Genomic DNA, 18,217 nt, shown 5'->3' on the forward strand with positions numbered 1-18,217 from the left:
TGAAAATGACAAGGAGGAAATGTCATGAGATGGTATACAGCAATCGGAATGAAAAAAGATGATGCAGATGGAAGGTTTTGTGTCTGGGTAGATGGGGAAGAAAAAGTACTTACAGAAATGGAAACTATTTTGTGGGCTGCGCTCACCTGGTCTTTCTGTGAAGAGGATAAGGTCCATTCCCAGATGCATCGTCTTCTTGTATTTAGCCTTGGAGAAAAACAGGCACAGGAATGGGCGGACAAAGAGGATTTTCAGTTTTGCCTGAACCGTCTGGTAAAGCGGGGCCTGGTTGTGCTGACAGAAGGATGTACCAGAGAGGAAGCTGTATACAGCATTATCAGCCGGTCAGTCATGGCTCCCATGATCTTTTCACCGGCGGAACGCATGAAACATTTTATGGAATCCCTTTCCATGGGAAAAGGACTGAAGTTTTCACTGAGGGCCTTTAAAAAGCCGCTGCTTACAGAAGAGGAATACCAGCTACTTTCCTATCTTCAAAGAGAAGGGGATGTTTCCTGCCACCTGAAATGTTTAAAGGAAGAGGCAAAAAGCAGGGAACCCCATTTAGCAGATTCCCTCCAGGAACAGATACAACGGGAATTTATAAGCCGCGTAGCGCAGCTTTACTATAAGAAACAGCTTGTGATCGACAACATAAGAAGGGAGGACTGCCTTGAAGCAAACGGAACATCCGTATTGGCACAGGCTGTATAGATGCTTGGAAGATTTTGGCACACGTTATCAGAATATACCGGATTTTTTTAAGGACAGGATCCAGCGATATGGTATCCTGTCTCTTTTTATCCTGCTTTTCGGATCATTTATGGGAACATGGATGAAAGATAAAACTTTTATTTTCTGGTCTTTCCTGCTTGGGATTATCGGATTTATAAGAACATATCTTATTTTCCGCACCGCGGATAAAAAGACCTATGAAATCGTGGAAGGGCTGGTAACCGGGATAGACGGGAAAAATCCCTTTGCAAGATTACGGAAGATCCGGGTAAGTGATCCGGCCGGACGGCAGAGTGAACTTTTGCTGGATAAAAACGTAAAAGTTTTGGAGGGAAAACGTTACCGGTTTTATTTTGGCATAAATGAAAAGAAGCTGGTAGGAATTCGCCGGGTGGATGCAGCACTCAATAACGGTACTTTTTTGGGAAACGAAGAAATATAAGAGGAAGAGATTCCTTTTATAGCAGGGAGGGGAGCACCAGGCATGGTTCGATTCCATGCTGCCCTGTTTCCGCAAAAGACTATTGCGGGAAATACAGCAAAGGAGAGAAGGATATGTCAGAAACACTACAGGGAACCGTGAAATGGTTCAGCGCACAGAAAGGATACGGCTTTATCACCGGTGAAGACGGGATTGATTATTTCGCCCACTTTTCGGAGATCCAGATGGATGGATACCGGAAATTAAGCGGTGGCCAGCCGGTCCTTTTTGAAGCAGGGACGGATGCCAATGGGCGAAGCCTTGCCAAAAATATTTCCCCGGCGGATCCAAACGCTGAGTAAGACGTTTTCATAGTGCATGCACAGATTACCTATTCCCCTCAGATACATGCACTTATGCAGACGGATGAAAAGACAGGCGGTATCATGCCGCCTGTCACAACATGTAGCAGAATAATAAAGATAACTCACACAATAACACAATATATAGTTAAAATTAATTGACAACCACAAAATGTTGTGGTAGTCTTTAAATGAAAAATAATTTAACAGTCTATAAAAGACTGTGGTTATTCTTTAGTTCCGGACATTCCGGAAGAAACACTTTGGGGCGGTCTTGCCCTTAATGAGAAAAAATGGATATGCAAAATATAAGGAAGATGCAAGAAGGAAAGAAGATTCTTTTTGTGTCTTTTTTTATTGCATAAAAAGCAGAAAGGAGGAGCACGAATGAAACTGGCAGTTAAGGAAACTGCAAAAAGAAATACCTTAAAAACATCAAAAAAAGAAAACACATTGTAAAATCAGGAGGGTCGATTATGGAGACAATTAAATGGGAAAACGCAAATGCACTGGAAATTGGAATGCTTATGGAGATGGCAGAAGACGGCTATGTGTTTTGCATCGAAGATGGAAAGATACAGGCTGTTGAAGTCCGGATTTTCAGCTAGCGTGGAAAGGCGGACATTATGTATTATAAAGATGACTTTTATAAGGAGTTCCGGACAGAAAAGGAACTGTGCGAGTATCTGGAAGAGATAGACAGCCGGGCAGAATGGATCCGGATCACCAGTAAGAAATTAAAGGTGGCAGCAGCAGGAGAGGAAACCTGCACAGAGGTTCCGGGCATTTCCCTGGAAGCACTGGAAAAAGATACTTTATCTCATTCCAGGCTGGTTCTTATCCTGCCCGAGAGGATCTGTTATATAGGAAATTCAGCAATCAAATCGTTGAAAGGACGGGCCAGGATTGATGGCAAAGCCCTGGCAGATGTCGATAAGAAAACACTGGCAGAGATCTTGAATAAATGCCTGAAGGTTGCAAGAGGAAGAGCACTGATCCGTTTCTGTGAAGGAAAAATAAGGGCAGTCCTGTCTGGTGATGAAAAAGATTATGCCATCATATCCATGCCGGATATGTACATGGTTACCTCGGCATATATCCATGGGGACTATGAGAAGGCAACGTTTTTAAACGGCTATGCAGATCATTATTCTGTTACGGCGTCCTGGCAGCTGGAAGATACGAAACTTACAGATGTTTATAAGGAACTGATGCAGAATTATGGAAGAAAGACCGATAAGGACATAAAAGCAGTTGTACGGATCACTACGTCAGACGTTGGTGTGTCCGGAGCGAATATTTTTTATTCCCTGCAGGAGCCGACAAGAAATGTGATCCTTGGCAATGCCCTGAAGGTTACGCACAAAAACTGTAAAGGAATGGAAGATTTCACGGAAAACATAGAGTCGATCTTTGATTACTACCGGGAAGTCTTAAAAGGGGTCATGCGGCTGTGTGATATCTGGATCGAGCATCCGGCAAATGCCATGGCTGGGATCATGAAGCAGGCGGGATTTGGAAAAAAACTGCTTGCAGAAACCGTGGAGCAGTTTAAGGCTACTACCGGGAATGAGCCATGCAGCGCATACGAGATCTACTGCGGGATCTGTGAATCCATTATCATTGCAAGGCAGGAAAAGACGAATGAGAGAGGACTTTTAGCTCTGGAAGAAAAAATTGCCGGCTGTGTGTCAAAACGCTGGCATGAATATGATATTCCTGGCACTGTAAAATACTAACAGGATTTAAAAGAATGGAGACAGCATGGACTGTCTTTTTTTGATGGGAGGAAAACATGAAGGTTACGAATGGAAAAGATGTGGCAAGGCTGCTGGTAGATGAATACTTGAACTGCCATCCCACCGGACACAAAAAATTTATGGAGTCCATGGCAAAAGAGCAGCAGGAAATAAAAGACAATTACACGTATCTTGGCTTTGCCTGGCTAAAAGGTCTTTCAGAGGTCAGATATTACGACCTTCGAAACGAAGCATCGAAACTGATGGCCGATGATCTGTGTCTGCATGTAAAGGAACAGCCAGAAAGGGTGCGCCTGGTGTATGAAGGTGCAGAGGAAATGGAAATCAATCCTTCAGATGAAGAGCAGATGGCAAAAATGTTTACCTGCTACCTGCTTGCAGGAAGTATGGACGGATATGGGGAATTTGTGGATTATGCCCTTGATACCCACCGGACACTGCAGCAGAACCTGACACGGTTTTTCGTGGAATGGTTTGCAAAGGCAGAAAAAGGCTCTGCATTTTTAAAACAGGCAAAGATGGTGTATTCCAGGTATTCCCTGCCATATATCTAAATTACGGAGGTATGTGATGGATAGAAAACTTCCGGACTGGTTAAAAGAGAGCAGGGAGGCAGAAAAACTGATCGCATGGCTGAAATCGCCGGATTGTGAAGTAAAAGAATTTTCCGGACAGCTGTTTATAAAGGCAAGATATGGAAACTGTTTCTTTTTCTTTGACTGTTTAAAGGAAAACAGAAAAACAGACCGGAACTGGTGTGCCGTGATCCACATGCCGGAGTATTCCCTTTATGAAGCAGAAGATCTTTTTCTGAAGCCGATCGGGATACCGGATGATTTTGGTTTTCCTGTGCGTGAGGATCTGATCCCGAAACTGGAAACACAGATAAGCCGCATTGGAAAGAAACTTATCCGGGAACAATGGGATGAACTTTTGTTAAAAGGCGGGTATGCAGCTGCACAGATGATCCCGGAGATCAGCAGGGTTTATATCCAGCTAAATGCAGACCGTTTTATTAAAAAAGGAAAGCGGCCGGAGGATCTGATCTATCAGCCGCAGTTTCATTTTGCGGATATGAAGTGGGAATTTTCTGACTGGATGTTTCTGGAATATTTAAGCAACCCACAGCGGGCAGCAGAGCTTTTCGCCCAGAAGTGGCTGCTTGAAAAACTTCCGGAGATTTCAAAAAAGAAGATCTGTATCGGATGTATCCGGGAGGAAATGGAAGAAATGTTAAAAAAGACTGGGACAGGGCCAGAGGTAAGCCTTCCGCGTTCTGCTTAGTATAAAAAATGAAAAAATCAGGAGGAAACGAATAATATGGGTAAATACAATTACATGAATCTGAACCAGAAGATGATCAGGATTAGAAGAAAGGTGCCGAAGCTGATCCGCAAACGGTACAGTGAGGACGTTACTTATGATTTTGTAAAACTGGATGATATCTATGAATGCCTGACACCGGCCCTTAATAAATACGGGGTCGATTTTGACATCTTAAGTGAAAGGCCGACACAGATGGACGAACAGGGCAATTCCGTGTTTTTAAAGGAAATGGGAGCACTCTGGAGATATGAGGCTGACCTGGAGCTGTGCTGGACCAATGCTGACCGTCCGGGAGACAAGGTACGGAGCTTTTTGCATGTCATTGGAACCAATGAAGCACCGGATAAAGCAAAAGGTGCGGCATGGACGTATGGCCTGAAGTATTATTTCTTAAATAAATTCAACATCATGCAGGCATCTGGAATAGACGATCCGGACATGCGTGGGACGGAAAAAGAAGAAATGCCGAAGCAGGAAGCTTCCGTAAAACCGGAAAAGCCGAAAAAGAAACAGGAAAAGACAGAAAGAAAAGAAACCACAGCAAAGCAGGAGCAAACGGAATCGGTCAGGGAAAAGAAAACGGACCGTAAAAAACTGCGTGATGGAAATGCCATATCAGAAGGTACTGTAAAAGTGGAATATGCAGTGACGGATACAGAAGAAAACCTTCCTGGACAGATGACTTTTGGAATGGAAGAAAGTGAAAGCGGACTGGAAGAATTTTCCGCTGAAGAAACCAAAGCGGAAAATCCGGTTCAGACCGAGGAAATCTCCGTAGATGAGGAAATTACTGCCGAGACGGATGCAGACGGTTTCCGTGCAGTAGAAGAAACGGATGAAGTTCCATTTGACGAAGATGATGAGATTTCTTTTGATGCAGAAGAAGAGGAAGAAACACCAGAAGAGACTGCAGAGGAAGTGTTGGAGGATATGGCTCACGAAGAGGATGCAGAGGATGAAGTGAAATGGGCAGAAAAGGTTATCTGCAATTTTGGTGTCTATGCCGGGACCCCTCTTGGGGAAATGATGCAGGATGCCAGAGGTTACCAGACGATCAAATGGCTGGTACAGCGTTACAAAGGCCAGAATCAGGAAATACAGAAAGCTGCGAAGATTCTTTTGGATCATGAAAAGGAAATGCAAAAAGCAGCCTGAAAACAGAGAAATAGTTTGAGGTGGCTCCGGGAACGGGGCCATCTTTTATGAAGAGGAGGAAGGCATGTATGCCAGAGAATCGTTTACGATCGCAGAAGTAGCAGATCTTTTGTCAATCCGAAGACTGAGTGATTCTTACCAGGACGAATTTCCGGTGGAATGTCCTTTTTGCGGGGATTTAAGAGGAAAATGCAGTTTTTGCATCCGCAAAAATGGAGAACTGAAGAATGTTTACCATTGCTATCATTGCGGGGCAGCCGGAAACATGCTGACACTGTATGCGGAACTATCCGGCATTTACGGGAGAAACCGGTATAAAGAAGCCTACCGGGAGATAAAGCAGGCACTTTCTTTTTCTGGAACGGATAAAAGACAGCAGTCCACGACACGAAATGGGTTCGCTTCTATCGTTTCTAAAAAGAAACGCATTTCCCTTACGGAAGAGGAATGGGATTACCGGGACCATGTATATAAGGAAATGCTCACTTTTCTTAAGCTTAAGGAAACACACCGGAGGAACCTTCTCCTGCGTGGGCTGACGTTAAATGAGGTCAGACAGATGGAAGAACGAGGTTTTTTAAGTACGGATGAGGAGAATTCCGTGGCCATTGCCAGAAAGCTCTTAAAAAAGGGATTTCGCCTGGATGGGGTTCCTGGATTTTTCATCAACCGGGATGGTGACTGGGAAGCTGCTTTTTATAGGAAGAATAACGGGTATCTTTGCCCGGTCCGGGATGGGAAGGAACGGATCATAGGATTCCAGATCCGGCTGGATGTTCCTTTAAAAGAACGGAAGTACCTCTGGTTTACCAGCAGCGGCTTAGAAAAAGGCACATCAAGCGGCAGCCCGGCAGGAATGTTTGGGAAAATAAAGGATGGCACGGTTTACGTAACGGAAGGTATCTTAAAGGCAGAGATCGCATGGATGTGTACAGGAAATCCTTATATCGGAGTCCCTGGAGTCTCCAATCATAAAGGACTGGAAACTGTCTTGCGAAACCTGAAAGAGCAGGGGTTAAAAAGAGTTTACGAATGTTACGACATGGATAAAATGATGGAATTGTCCTGTAAGCACGATGAAAAAAGTGCGTGCCGGCAATGTGAACATGGAATTTATCTGTATCATGGAGAATGCCCCAAAAAGCGCAGAAAGCGGGACATGATCCGAAAAGGCTGTATAAAACTATATGAGATCTGTGAGGAACTGAATGTATCCTGCAAAAGAGTCACCTGGGATACCGATGCATCCGGTACCTGGATGGAACACTACAAAGGCGTGGATGACTGGATCCTTCAAAAAGAGGAAAAAGAACACAGGAAGACGGCATAAAATGTTTGGTCAGATAAAAGGGAAACTGGAATTTTTTTCAGTTTCCTTTTTATCTGGCTGAAAAAGCCGGAAGAAAGGAGAAAGCGATGCAAATAAGAGACGGACCAAAAGAAAACTGCAGGGAAAAAAGCGATCATGAAAGGAGAACGTGCACTTGGAAAAAAACTGGAAGAAAAGATGGATGGCGGGTGCGATGGCTTTTGCTCTGTGCTGCACTACGCTCTTGCAGACGGGAGCTTCTGCAGTATCCGCCGCTGAGGTGGGAGGCGTTTCCGCACAGAGCGAGACGCAGATCGAGGTACAGACAGAAACACGGCCAGAAACGCAGACGGAGAAAAACGAGGAGGAACTGATAGAGGAAACCGTTGCTGATCCGGAACTTGCGCTTATGGTTACCGAAGGGGAAGCCTTTGATATCCAGAATGATTTTACAGGACTGAAACTCTCTGACGGAGACCATGTGGAACTGAAAAAAGCAGCAATGGAAGACGGGACTGTATTTGATTATAACCATGCGGGAACCTATAAATGCGTATATCTTGTTACACCCGCATCCGGGGAAGCCTATCTGGTTGCCAGAAACATTACGGTGACACCAAGGGAAGCAGAAACAGACGGATCCAATGGCGGTCAGGAACAGGAAAGCGGCGATGACGAACCGGAGGCAGACCCCGTCCTCCCGACCATAAGCCCGGAAGATGCCCCGGAAACCCTGGAAGAGCCGGAAGAAACGGAGGAGCCAGAAGAAGAGGAAGCAGAAGAATTTTCCGATGAGGAACCAGAGGATGGAAGCCATCAGGTTGGCATCGTACAGGGAAATGAATTCAATATTGAACTGGACCACGAGGACGGACGTTACCAGACGGGGGAGACGGTCAACTTTTCCGGTGATATCCCGCAGGGAAGCCTGATCGCAGTGGGAACAAGTCTTGTCGAAGCAAACCAGACAGAGAATACCGAAGATCTTCTGTATGCAGAAGTAAGCTACGATGAGGGAACAAATTCCTTCAGCTTTGAGATGCCGGAAGATGATGTTGCATTAAGTGTGGTATATGACCAGGCTGAGGGCGGTATTAGTACCATGGCAGCTTCCGATGGAGACTTGTGGGATGATTCAACAGACATTGAAGCTAATACCTATTACTATTATTCAGATGGAAAACTGCATCCTTTTGATTCTGTTATGGGACAGGGCGGAAATGATTCCTATAAGTATATCCGTTACAAAGCAGGCGGAAAGACTTATACCGTCTATGCATACTGCATGCAGCACAGTAAACAGTCCCCGCCAAGTGGAACGACTTATAAAAATATGGTCGAACTGGATGAGGGCGGCGATGACCGTTATTTAAGGAAGGCCATGTTTTACGGATATGGCGGTCCCGGATGGGGCGGCACATTCAACGGCTATAATATCAAATCCATCATGGAAAAATACGGCTGTTCCTCCGAGACCCGTGCAATGCAGCATTATCTGGTCGATTATTTATATGACGGGGAATCCGGATTTGGAGGATCCCTTTCGACAACTGCCAAAAACATGTTAAAAGAGATCAAGGCAGCCCTTGCAAAGATGCCGGATCCAACGACCATGGAGCTGACACCTGGGCTCAGTGCTTCTGCAAATGGAAACCAGAGCCCGACCTTCACATGGAAGGCAAACGCAGCTTTTGTGATCACGATCCATCTGGAAAACGGGGTCTCCCTTGTAAATGAGACGACAGGAAAAACCGGGACCGGAAATGTGAGCGTAAAGGGCGGTGAAAAATTCCATCTGGAAGCAACCACCCAGAATATTGGAAGCCTGAAAGGAAAATATGCGATCACATCCAACTATCCGCTTAATTTCCATGCCATGCTCTTAAAGCTGGCGAACAGCCAGGATATCGGCTTTGGATATTATACCGATACACTGGAGCTGAATCTGGAGGTAGACTGGCCGGATGAAGCAACGGTCAAGATCATCAAAAAAGATAAGGGAAGCAACGCGCTCCTTGCAGGTGCCGTTTACGGCATCTATGCAGATGAAGCCTGCACGAAACTTATCAAAAAAATGCCGGCAACAAATGCAAAAGGGGAATCCGAAGTAAAGATCACCAAAACACAGGATACCGTTTACCTTCGTGAAATCTCAGGCCCATCCGGATATGTGCTGGATACGAAAGCCTATGGGGTAAAACTGGTCGTGGGGCAGACCGCTTCCAAGAACTTAACGGATAAAGAGCAAAAAGGTGCACTCACCATTTATAAAGAAGGAGAAGTGCTTACTGGAGCGACCGTCACGGAAGATGGTGTGACCTTTGCCTACGAAAAACGGAAATTGAAAGGAGCCGTTTACAGTGTTTATGCAGGTGCAGATATCAAGGCGGCAGATGGCACCCTCATCTATAAAAAAGGTGCACTTGTCAAGGATAATCTGGTTACCGGAGATGACGGAAGCGTTACGTTAAAGGATCTCTATCTTGGCACCTACACAGTAACCGAGACGAAAGCTCCGGATAATTATGTATGCAAAGGAGAGTCTAAGACTGTTGAGCTTGTGTATGCAGGCCAGACCGTAGAAGTGCAGACTGTCAGTGCAACATTTTTAAATGAACGCCAGAAGGCTGCAGTCCGTGTGGAAAAGCAGGACGAAGAGACAAAAAATCCGCTCTCCGGAGGCATCTACGGGCTGTATGCAGCAGAAGATATCAAAGTTGATGGTAAGACCGTTGTTCCCAAAGGAACCCTGATCGAAAAAGCAACGACCGGAGCCGATGGAAAAGCTTCTTATAAAGCGGAACTTCCGATTAATTACAGCTACAGCATCCGGGAGATCCAGGCACCGGAACTTTACCTTAGAAACAGTGAGGATACTTACACCTTCACTTTTAAGTTCACCAATGATAAGGAAGAAAAGGTAAACTTTAGCCATACCTTTACAAATAAGCGTGTAAATGCAACAATCGACCTGGTAAAAGAAGACAGCGAGACAGGAAACAGCGCACAGGGAGATGCCGTATTTGAAGGAGCCATTTACGGGCTCTATGCAAGGGAAGACATTAACCATCCGGATGGCAGGAGCGGAGTCCTTTATAAAAAGGACGAACAGGTAGCTACCCTGACGACCGATAAAGAGGGAAAAGCAAGCGTAAGCAATCTGTATCTTGGAAAGTATTATTTGAAGGAGATCACGCCTCCAGTAGGTTATCTTCTGGACGAAGAGGAGCATGATGTAAACTGTAACTACGAAGGAGACCAGGTAGAGACGGTAAAACGAAATACCGTTTCCAAAGAAGACGTGATCAAACAGCCATTCCAGTTGATTAAAGCAGCGGATAATGATAAGACCGATGCGGACCTTTTAAAAGGTGCCGGATTCTCTGCTTATCTGATCAGCAGCCTGACTGTAAAGGACGATGGAAGCTATGACTTTACAAATGCGACCCCGATCGTTCTTACGGAAGATGGAAAAACAGAAATGTTTACCGATGAACGCGGCTATGCGTGCAGCATCCCGATTCCTTATGGACGCTACATTGTCCGTGAGACCACAACACCGCATAATTTCATGCCGGTAGATGATTTTATCGTAACCGTAACCGAGAACAGCAGCACACCGCAGGTATGGAGAGTCCTTTTGGACGATGAGTTCAAAGCAAAGCTTAAGATCGTGAAACAGGATGATGAGACCAAACAGCCGGTCCTCCTTGCCAATACAGAATTCAAAGTGTACGACCTGGATGCGAAAAAGTACGTGGAACAGGTAACGACCTATCCAAATACGGTTGTCCATAAATCCTATTTTACGGACGAAAATGGTTACCTGATTCTTCCGGAATCCTTAAAATGCGGAAATTACAGGATTGAGGAAGTGAGAGCGCCTGATGGCTACACCCAGAATACCCAGTATGTGGAGATCAAAGTTGATAAGAATACAGCTTATCAGATGGATTCCGTCAGCGGGGATGCCATCATTACCGTGACCTATGAAAACCATCCGGTCAAGGGCAAACTGGTGATCCATAAATCCGGTGAAACCTTAAAATCCTTTAAAAAGGATTTTGTATACGAAGAAGCTTCCCTGGAAGGGGCAGAATTTGAAATCTACGCAGCAGAAGATATTTTCACACCGGATCATCAGGTGGACGAGCAGGGAAACCGTCACGTGATCTATGCAAAGGATACCCTGGTAAAAACAGTGACCACTAATAAAAATGGGGAAGCTGTTATCAAAGACCTTCCGCTTGGAAAATACCGTGTGAAAGAAACAAAAGCACCGGCCGGATTTGTCTTAAATCCAGACAGTCAGGAAGTAGCCTTTATCTATAAGGATCAGAACACACCGGAGATCGAAGAAAAACTGGAATTTTCCAATGAACGCCAGAAAGTAGAGCTGAGTGTGGAAAAACGGGATGCTGAGACCGGAAAGGCTTTAAAAGGTGCAACCTTTGGATTATACAATAAAGAAGCAATTTCTTCCGGCGACAAGGTGATTGTAAAAGCAGATACACTGCTTCAGGAGATCACAAGCAACGAAAAAGGTAAGGCAGCGTTTACGCTGGATCTTCCGCTTGGCAGATACTATGTGAAAGAGCTGCAGGCACCGGCGGGTTATGTATCTTCTGATGAGATCCTGGAATTTGATGCCACATACCAGGGCCAGGACGTAAAAACGATCAAATTAAAATCCGTGAAGAAAAACCAGCCGACAACGGTAGAAGTAACAAAAGCAGATATCACGACCGGAACAGAACTTGACGGGGCTTCCATGAGTGTACTGGATAAGGATGGCAACGTGATCGATTCCTGGACATCCGTAAAGGATTCCCCACATGTGATCAAGAGACTTCAGGTTGGAAAAACTTACATTCTGCGTGAAGAGCTTGCACCATATGGCTACTTACGTGCAACAGACGTAGAGTTTACGATCTCTGATACTGCAGAAGTACAGAAAGTCAAAATGGAAGATGAAGTCCCGGTAGCAAGACTTCTGGTAAACAAGAAAGGGGAATTCTTAGACAGCGTATCCCTTCTTGACAATGCAAAAGGCATGATCGAGCACCTGTTCAACTATGTGACCGGAAACCTGACTGATGTAACCTTCAATGTTTACGCGGCAGAAGCCATCCGTGCAGCAGACGGGGTAAGTGCAGATTATTATGCGGCAGATGAACTGGTCGGCTCCATTACAACAGATGGAAATGGTATCGCCCAGATGGATAACCTCCCGCTTGGACGTTATTACATCGTGGAAAAAGAGACCGCACATGGCTACGTTCTGGATAATGAACCAAGATATGTGGATCTTACATACCGTGACCAGGATACACCTCTGGTTACTTATAGTGCCGACTGGCAGAATGCGCGCCAGAGGGTACAGGTGGAAGTCCTGAAAAAAGAAAAGGACAGTGACAAAGTACTTTCCGGGGCAATCTTTGGCCTCTATGCAGCAGACGACATCGTATCTTCAAAAGGAAAAGTACTCCTTGCGAAAGACACTCTGATCGAACTGAAGACCACAGATGAGGATGGAAAGATCCAGTTTGTTGCAGATCTCCCGATTGACAGCAGGTACTACATTAAGGAACTTGCCGCCCCGGATGGCTATGTGACAGACCAGGAACCGCAGGAATTCACTTTTGAGTACCAGGGCAGTGGAACCAGTGTTGCAGAGTATGCGTTCACCTTTGAAGATGAACAGACTACGGTAGAACTTTCCAAAGCAGACCTGACGGACAAAAAAGAACTTCCGGGAGCATCCTTAAAGGTAACAGATGAGGATGGAAATACGGTGGATGAATGGGTATCCAAAGAGGAAGCACATATCATCAAGGGCCTTATCGTAGGAAAGAAATACAAGATGACAGAAACAAAGCCGGCAGATGGTTATGTGACTGCGGAAAGTATTGAATTTACCGTCGAAAACACAAAAGAAGTACAGAAACACCAGATGCTTGATGATGTGACCAAAGTGGAAATCAGCAAGAAAGACATTACGGATTCCAGTGAGGTACCGGGAGCAAAACTGATCATCCTGGATAAAGATGGAAAGAAAGTTGAAAGCTGGACGTCCACGGATAAACCGCATATGGTCGAAAAACTTCCGGTAGGCGAATATACCCTTCGTGAAGAGCAGGCTCCGGATGGATACCTCATTGCGGAAGATGTGAAATTTACGGTAAAAGATACCGGAAAAGTCCAGAAAGTCAAAATGAAGGACGCACATCCATATGGAAAACTGGTCATCAAAAAGACCGATTCCACCAGTAAGGCAGCCCTTTCAGGAGCAGAATTTGAACTGCGTGAAAAGGAAAGCGGAAAAGTCGTAGAAAAACTGGTAACGGATAAGACCGGAACAGCGACAAGCGGCAAGCTTCCGATTGCTACTTATAAAAATGGAAAAGTAGAGAAAACCGTGGAATATATCCTGGTAGAGACCAAAGCACCAAATGGTTATGAATTAAGCAGCAAAAAAGAAGAGATCCGCTTTGAATACAAAGACGGAAAAACCAAGGTGATCGAGATCGTAAAAGAGATCAAAAACACCAAATCCCCTTCCGGTAGCACACCGACAGGAAACAGCCCGAAAACAGGGGACAGCACCAACATCTGGCTTCCGATCCTTCTGGCAGTCCTTTCTGCCTGCGGCATTGGCGGCGTGATCTGGTATAAGAAGAAAAAAGGAAATTAAGGAATACGGTTCAGGGCTGCTCGATTTACCGGCAGCCCTTTTTCCAGGAAGAATAATCGGAGGTTTGTATGAGATACATAAAAGAAATCATGATCGTGGCAGTCTGCCTGATGGTACTCAGTTTTTGCGTATGTACCGGTTTTGGCATTTACTTTATGTACCGGGAAGGTGTGCAGGAATATGAAGACCTGCGTACATACGTCAAGGAAACAGATGAGGATGACCACACAGAAGGAACAGACGGAAGCGATGGGAAACAGACCGTGGTTGATTTTAAGGCATTAAAAAAGATCAATCCGGATATCGTTGCATGGATCCGGATCCCAGATACCAGCATTGATTACCCGGTAGTTCAGGGAAACGATGACTCCTATTACCTGACACATACTTTTAAGAAGACAGAACATGTGGCAGGGGCCATTTTCCTGGATTCCGATAACAATGCCGATTTTTCTGATGACAAGAACATCATTTATGGTCACAATATGAAAGATGGCAGCATGTTCCGCGGACTTCGAAATTTCCTTGGCGATAAATTTTTAAAAGAACACCATATCCTCTATCTGTATCTTCCGGATGAAGGGGTATGGATCTTTGTGATCGTAAAATGCGAGTATACACCGGCAGATGGAGATGCTTTTTTACTTGGAACGCAGGAAGAAGTCCCGACGCTTCTGCTTTCCACCTGTGGAACAGATGCCTCCAAACGTCTGGTCATATGGTGTGAAAGGCAGGAAGAGAAAGGTGGGCAGATAGAATATTCTGACGAGGAAGCAGAAGTACAGGAAGCTACGGATGATCTTGCTTTCTTAGATGGGGAGTTTGTAGAAAACGAAACCCATGATTTTATTTAAATGTTTGCAGAAATTTAATGGATAATTTCTAAAAAATATAACATTTTAATTTTCAGGTCTTTCTGGATGGACAGGAACAATAATAGTCTATCCGGGAGGACCTTTTTTTTATTGCAAGAATGGCGTAAAATGGCACTTTTGATGGAAATACGATTGCAGAAAAATGAAAAAAGAAATATTAGTTCTGACTATCATGTCCAGTATGCCGCAAATCATTTGGAGAAGGCGAAGGACGTGTTTATGAAAGCGATGAAGATCCTCTGGATTTATATAGCCCAGTGGAAGGAAAAATAGAAATTAAACTGAGATGATAAAAAAATATAGAAAAAAGAATTGACAATTGTATTCTACAGTTGTAGAATACAATTAACTTCTACAGATGTAGAAAATAAAATTCTAGGAGAATCCACGATGAAGACAAAATTTATGACACTTATGACGGTAGCAACACTTGGGATTTTTTCAGCTGCAACGGTTATGGCAGCAGGAAATAACGATTTCTATACACAGCCGCCGGCTGGATCTGAATGGGAAAAAGCAGATACGGAAGGTACCTATGCAAGCTATACGAACGGAAATGATTATGTAAATATCTATAAATATTCACTGGAGGATGTCAAAACAGGGATTGCCAAATGCAATGACACATACGATGCCTGCTATCAGACAATTTATTCAGAGGGAAACAGCCTGTATATGGCAGTGGGATATGCAAAAGATGCAGATGACATCAGTGACGTCAGAAAATTTGTAGAATATATTTCGTATCCTGGAAATCCTTCACTTACCAGACAGGAGAATGAAAACCAGACCGATGATTCTTCTGATGATTCTGATAAGGCAACTACAGATACTGCCAGTCAGAAGTCAGGAGGAGATTCAGATTCCTCCGATACAGAAGAAAATGCTTCTGCAAAATCCTCGGACAGCAATGATGATTCCGATATCCTTTCTACCTCACCAATGACATTAGTTGACAGTGATGGAAATACCATTGAGATTAATTACATTCTTCACAAAGATTATTCTTGTGAATATCGTGGAGATGATGGAATGAACTATACCGATAATGGGGATGAGACTTATACCGACGAAAATGGAAATACCTACTCAGCTCTGAATGATGATACTCATCATCTGGGACATACGTTGGAACAGCATGACCTTCAGGATGCAAACGGTAATACTGTGACGGTTACGGAAACTACAAATGGTGATTATTATTTCCAGGACGAAAATGGTACAGGATTTACGGACAATGGAGACGGGACATGGAGTGATGAAAATGGCAGCAGTTATACAGAAATAGACTGATAGTGGTCAGTAGCTGCAGGAATGGCAAGGGCATTTGCAAATTGTGCAAAAGCCCTTGCCATTTCCGTGAACCGTGGTAAAATAGAGTTATTCCTACATTTGTAGAAAATATGTAACAGGAGGTATGAAAAAGTGAAAAAAACTTACCAGAGACTTCCGGAATCAGAGCTGGATATTATGCTCGTTCTTTGGAATAATACTCCGCCGATGACCAGACCGGAGATTGAGAAAGTGATCACTATGAAGAAAAAACTTGCATCAACAACAATTTTGTCATTGCTGACCAGATTGGAGAACAAAAATTTCGTGGAAGTGACGAAACAGGGAAAAATGAATCTGTATACACCCCTGGTTTCGCAGTCAGATTATCAGGCACATGAAAGCCAGAGTGTTCTTGAGAAACTTTATGGGAATTCACTAAAAAAGTTTGTAACTTCACTTTATCATGGAAAGAAGATCAGCTCGGAAGAAGTCCAGGATCTCAGTGAATTTCTTAAGAACCTGGAGGACAGGGAGGAATAGCGAATTATGGAGGTTTTCATTCTACACATTCTGAAACTGAATGTTATTGCAGCAGTAGTAATTTTACTGGTAAAAGTGCTTGCGACTCTGTTTAAAGGACGTGTATCAGCGAGATGGAAGTACCTTATCTGGCTGTTGATTACGATAAGCCTTTGTGTTCCGGTGCGCCTTCCGGCGAATCTGGCACTGGTGGATTTCAAAGTACTTAGAAGCAGTCAACAGAATACGCAAAGCCCGAAGATAACGGATTACGCAGTCAGACCAGAGGAAAGTCAGAAGATAACAGAAAACGTATCATCTGCGAGCAAAGACATGAAAAATCTGACAGAAATCCCGGAACAAAAGAGAACTGTCAGGTACGAATCAGATAAATGGCTGGGAATTGTGGCTTTGATTTTTGCTGCTGTCTGGCTGAGCGTAGCGGTACTTAAACTGACGGGAGAATTGCTGGCATATTATTTTTCTATAAGGAATCTGGAACGGATGAGTCTGCAGGTAAGTGATACGGTGAGTATTCAGATGTACCGTGCAGCGTGTCAAAAGAAGCACGTACGCAGAATACCGGAACTCAGGCAAAACGCAGGTCTTACCACACCGCTTCTTGCAGGACTTTTACATACAAAATTGTATCTACCAGCAACCGGGTATTCAGCAGAAGAAAGAAAACTTATCTTTTACCATGAACTTACACATTATTGCCATCGGGATCTCTGGTATAAGATGCTCCTTCGAATCTGTGCATCGATATACTGGTTCAATCCCTTTCTTCTTATCATGCTGAAAGAAGCGGATAAGGATATTGAGAATCTGTGTGATACAGCAGTTGTTCGCAGAGTTAATAAAAAGGAACATAAATTATATCGACAGCTGCTTCTCAGGACAGTAGCCATGGAAAATCAGATTCCATATGTGACAGCAAGTCTTAATGACAGCGAAATGGTGTTTAAAGATCGGATTCTGTATATGGTGAACATTCGGAAACTCCGCAAAGGAATTCTTCCGGGAATTCTTGTGACGCTGCTGCTTGCAGGCGGTAATCTGGTATTTAATGTCTCTGCCGGGACAGATACAGTTTCAGTAGAGACGGAGAAGTCTGGTATTGAAAAAAATGCAGATCCAGAGAAAAATAATGTACCGGATTATGCACCATTTTCTGAAATGGTAACTATGCAGAAAGCTGCTGAAACCCAGGACGAAGGAGGAGTGACAGAGAATACAGATACAGAGGATTCTGTAGACGAAGAGGAAAAAGCAGATGCGGAAACAAACGATGAACCTGCCATGGAAAACAGCGGACAGGTAAGTGAAACGACCGATGATGGAATTACCTCTGACAACAACGGGTCTGTTTCATCTTATGAAAATCTGCCAGCAGGCGTACCATATACCAGTGGATTCAGTACTACTTCCGGTGTAGCATCAATTGTAGCACCGGGTGGAGGAGATGAAGAATCCAGAGTTCTTTACGATAACGGAGATGGGACCTATTCTGATTATTATGGGAGCCGATACAGTTATCAGGGAGATGGAAACTGGGCAGATGCCAATGGAAATTCATATCGTACCTGGAATGACGAAGGTTATCATTTCGGAAACCAACTGGAACAGCATGAACTCCAGGGCAGTAACGGTACTGTTAATGTAATAGAAACAACAAACGGAGATTATTATTATTGTGACGCAGATGGGGTCGGATACACAGACAATGGTGACGGTACCTGGACGGATGAGAATGGGAACATCTATACAGAATAAAGGATTTGTC

At 44.2% G+C, this 18,217-nt stretch carries 15 protein-coding genes; all 15 read left to right on the plus strand.

Annotation, left to right across the window (positions count from 1 at the left end):
• Positions 1 to 24 precede the first annotated feature (24 nt).
• The gene (locus DMI82_RS08835; RefSeq protein WP_110103103.1) at positions 25 to 714 is read left to right on the plus strand and encodes a hypothetical protein; all 690 of its coding nucleotides are present in this window, start codon (positions 25 to 27) and stop codon (positions 712 to 714) included.
• Positions 674 to 1,177, plus strand: coding sequence for a hypothetical protein (locus DMI82_RS08840; RefSeq protein ID WP_118050886.1), 504 nt, complete (start codon positions 674 to 676; stop codon positions 1,175 to 1,177). The genes DMI82_RS08835 and DMI82_RS08840 overlap by 41 nt, the downstream gene beginning before the upstream one ends.
• A 113-nt stretch (positions 1,178 to 1,290) precedes the next feature.
• Entirely contained in the window at positions 1,291 to 1,518 is a 228-nt protein-coding gene (locus tag DMI82_RS08845; protein WP_005423033.1) for a cold-shock protein, read from the plus strand.
• Between the two features lie 476 nt (positions 1,519 to 1,994).
• The gene (locus DMI82_RS20455) at positions 1,995 to 2,126 is read left to right on the plus strand and encodes a hypothetical protein (protein WP_005423021.1); all 132 of its coding nucleotides are present in this window, start codon (positions 1,995 to 1,997) and stop codon (positions 2,124 to 2,126) included.
• 18 nt (positions 2,127 to 2,144) lie between these two features.
• The gene (locus DMI82_RS08850) at positions 2,145 to 3,257 is read left to right on the plus strand and encodes a hypothetical protein (RefSeq protein WP_110103105.1); all 1,113 of its coding nucleotides are present in this window, start codon (positions 2,145 to 2,147) and stop codon (positions 3,255 to 3,257) included.
• Positions 3,258 to 3,313: 56 nt separating this feature from the next.
• A complete protein-coding gene (locus tag DMI82_RS08855) occupies positions 3,314 to 3,832 on the plus strand; it encodes a hypothetical protein (RefSeq protein ID WP_110103106.1) in 519 nt (172 codons plus the stop codon).
• 16 nt (positions 3,833 to 3,848) lie between these two features.
• Positions 3,849 to 4,562: a hypothetical protein gene (locus tag DMI82_RS08860; protein ID WP_110103107.1), complete on the plus strand. Its 714-nt coding sequence runs from the start codon at positions 3,849 to 3,851 to the stop codon at positions 4,560 to 4,562.
• Between the two features lie 36 nt (positions 4,563 to 4,598).
• Complete coding sequence (locus tag DMI82_RS08865; RefSeq protein ID WP_110103108.1) at positions 4,599 to 5,759, plus strand: ERF family protein; 1,161 nt, start codon at positions 4,599 to 4,601, stop codon at positions 5,757 to 5,759.
• Between the two features lie 64 nt (positions 5,760 to 5,823).
• Positions 5,824 to 7,089, plus strand: a complete 1,266-nt coding sequence (locus DMI82_RS08870) for a hypothetical protein (protein ID WP_110103109.1) — start codon at positions 5,824 to 5,826, stop codon at positions 7,087 to 7,089.
• 154 nt (positions 7,090 to 7,243) lie between these two features.
• Positions 7,244 to 13,762 (plus strand): SpaA isopeptide-forming pilin-related protein, encoded by a 6,519-nt coding sequence (locus DMI82_RS08875; RefSeq protein ID WP_330409231.1) that lies wholly within the window; start codon positions 7,244 to 7,246, stop codon positions 13,760 to 13,762.
• A gap of 68 nt (positions 13,763 to 13,830) precedes the next feature.
• Positions 13,831 to 14,616: a class B sortase gene (gene srtB, locus DMI82_RS08880; RefSeq protein WP_059085779.1), complete on the plus strand. Its 786-nt coding sequence runs from the start codon at positions 13,831 to 13,833 to the stop codon at positions 14,614 to 14,616.
• Positions 14,617 to 14,727: 111 nt separating this feature from the next.
• Complete coding sequence (locus DMI82_RS19755; protein WP_059085780.1) at positions 14,728 to 14,910, plus strand: hypothetical protein; 183 nt, start codon at positions 14,728 to 14,730, stop codon at positions 14,908 to 14,910.
• Between the two features lie 117 nt (positions 14,911 to 15,027).
• Entirely contained in the window at positions 15,028 to 15,930 is a 903-nt protein-coding gene (locus DMI82_RS08890; protein WP_015542765.1) for a hypothetical protein, read from the plus strand.
• A gap of 132 nt (positions 15,931 to 16,062) precedes the next feature.
• Positions 16,063 to 16,452, plus strand: a complete 390-nt coding sequence (locus tag DMI82_RS08895; RefSeq protein WP_059085781.1) for a BlaI/MecI/CopY family transcriptional regulator — start codon at positions 16,063 to 16,065, stop codon at positions 16,450 to 16,452.
• Between the two features lie 6 nt (positions 16,453 to 16,458).
• The gene (locus tag DMI82_RS08900; protein WP_015542764.1) at positions 16,459 to 18,207 is read left to right on the plus strand and encodes a M56 family metallopeptidase; all 1,749 of its coding nucleotides are present in this window, start codon (positions 16,459 to 16,461) and stop codon (positions 18,205 to 18,207) included.
• Positions 18,208 to 18,217 lie beyond the last annotated feature (10 nt).

Source organism: Blautia sp. BCRC 81119, assembly GCF_003184505.1.
Taxonomy (GTDB): Bacteria; Bacillota; Clostridia; order Lachnospirales; family Lachnospiraceae; genus Blautia_A; species Blautia_A fusiformis.

Coding starts and splice junctions, on each gene's coding strand:
- DMI82_RS08835 (WP_110103103.1), top strand. CDS start 25: ATGAGATGGTATACAGCAATCGGAATGAAAAAAGATGATGCAGATGGA.
- DMI82_RS08845 (WP_005423033.1), top strand. CDS start 1,291: ATGTCAGAAACACTACAGGGAACCGTGAAATGGTTCAGCGCACAGAAA.
- DMI82_RS20455 (WP_005423021.1), top strand. CDS start 1,995: ATGGAGACAATTAAATGGGAAAACGCAAATGCACTGGAAATTGGAATG.
- DMI82_RS08850 (WP_110103105.1), top strand. CDS start 2,145: ATGTATTATAAAGATGACTTTTATAAGGAGTTCCGGACAGAAAAGGAA.
- DMI82_RS08855 (WP_110103106.1), top strand. CDS start 3,314: ATGAAGGTTACGAATGGAAAAGATGTGGCAAGGCTGCTGGTAGATGAA.
- DMI82_RS08860 (WP_110103107.1), top strand. CDS start 3,849: ATGGATAGAAAACTTCCGGACTGGTTAAAAGAGAGCAGGGAGGCAGAA.
- DMI82_RS08865 (WP_110103108.1), top strand. CDS start 4,599: ATGGGTAAATACAATTACATGAATCTGAACCAGAAGATGATCAGGATT.
- DMI82_RS08870 (WP_110103109.1), top strand. CDS start 5,824: ATGTATGCCAGAGAATCGTTTACGATCGCAGAAGTAGCAGATCTTTTG.
- srtB (WP_059085779.1), top strand. CDS start 13,831: ATGAGATACATAAAAGAAATCATGATCGTGGCAGTCTGCCTGATGGTA.
- DMI82_RS08890 (WP_015542765.1), top strand. CDS start 15,028: ATGAAGACAAAATTTATGACACTTATGACGGTAGCAACACTTGGGATT.
- DMI82_RS08900 (WP_015542764.1), top strand. CDS start 16,459: ATGGAGGTTTTCATTCTACACATTCTGAAACTGAATGTTATTGCAGCA.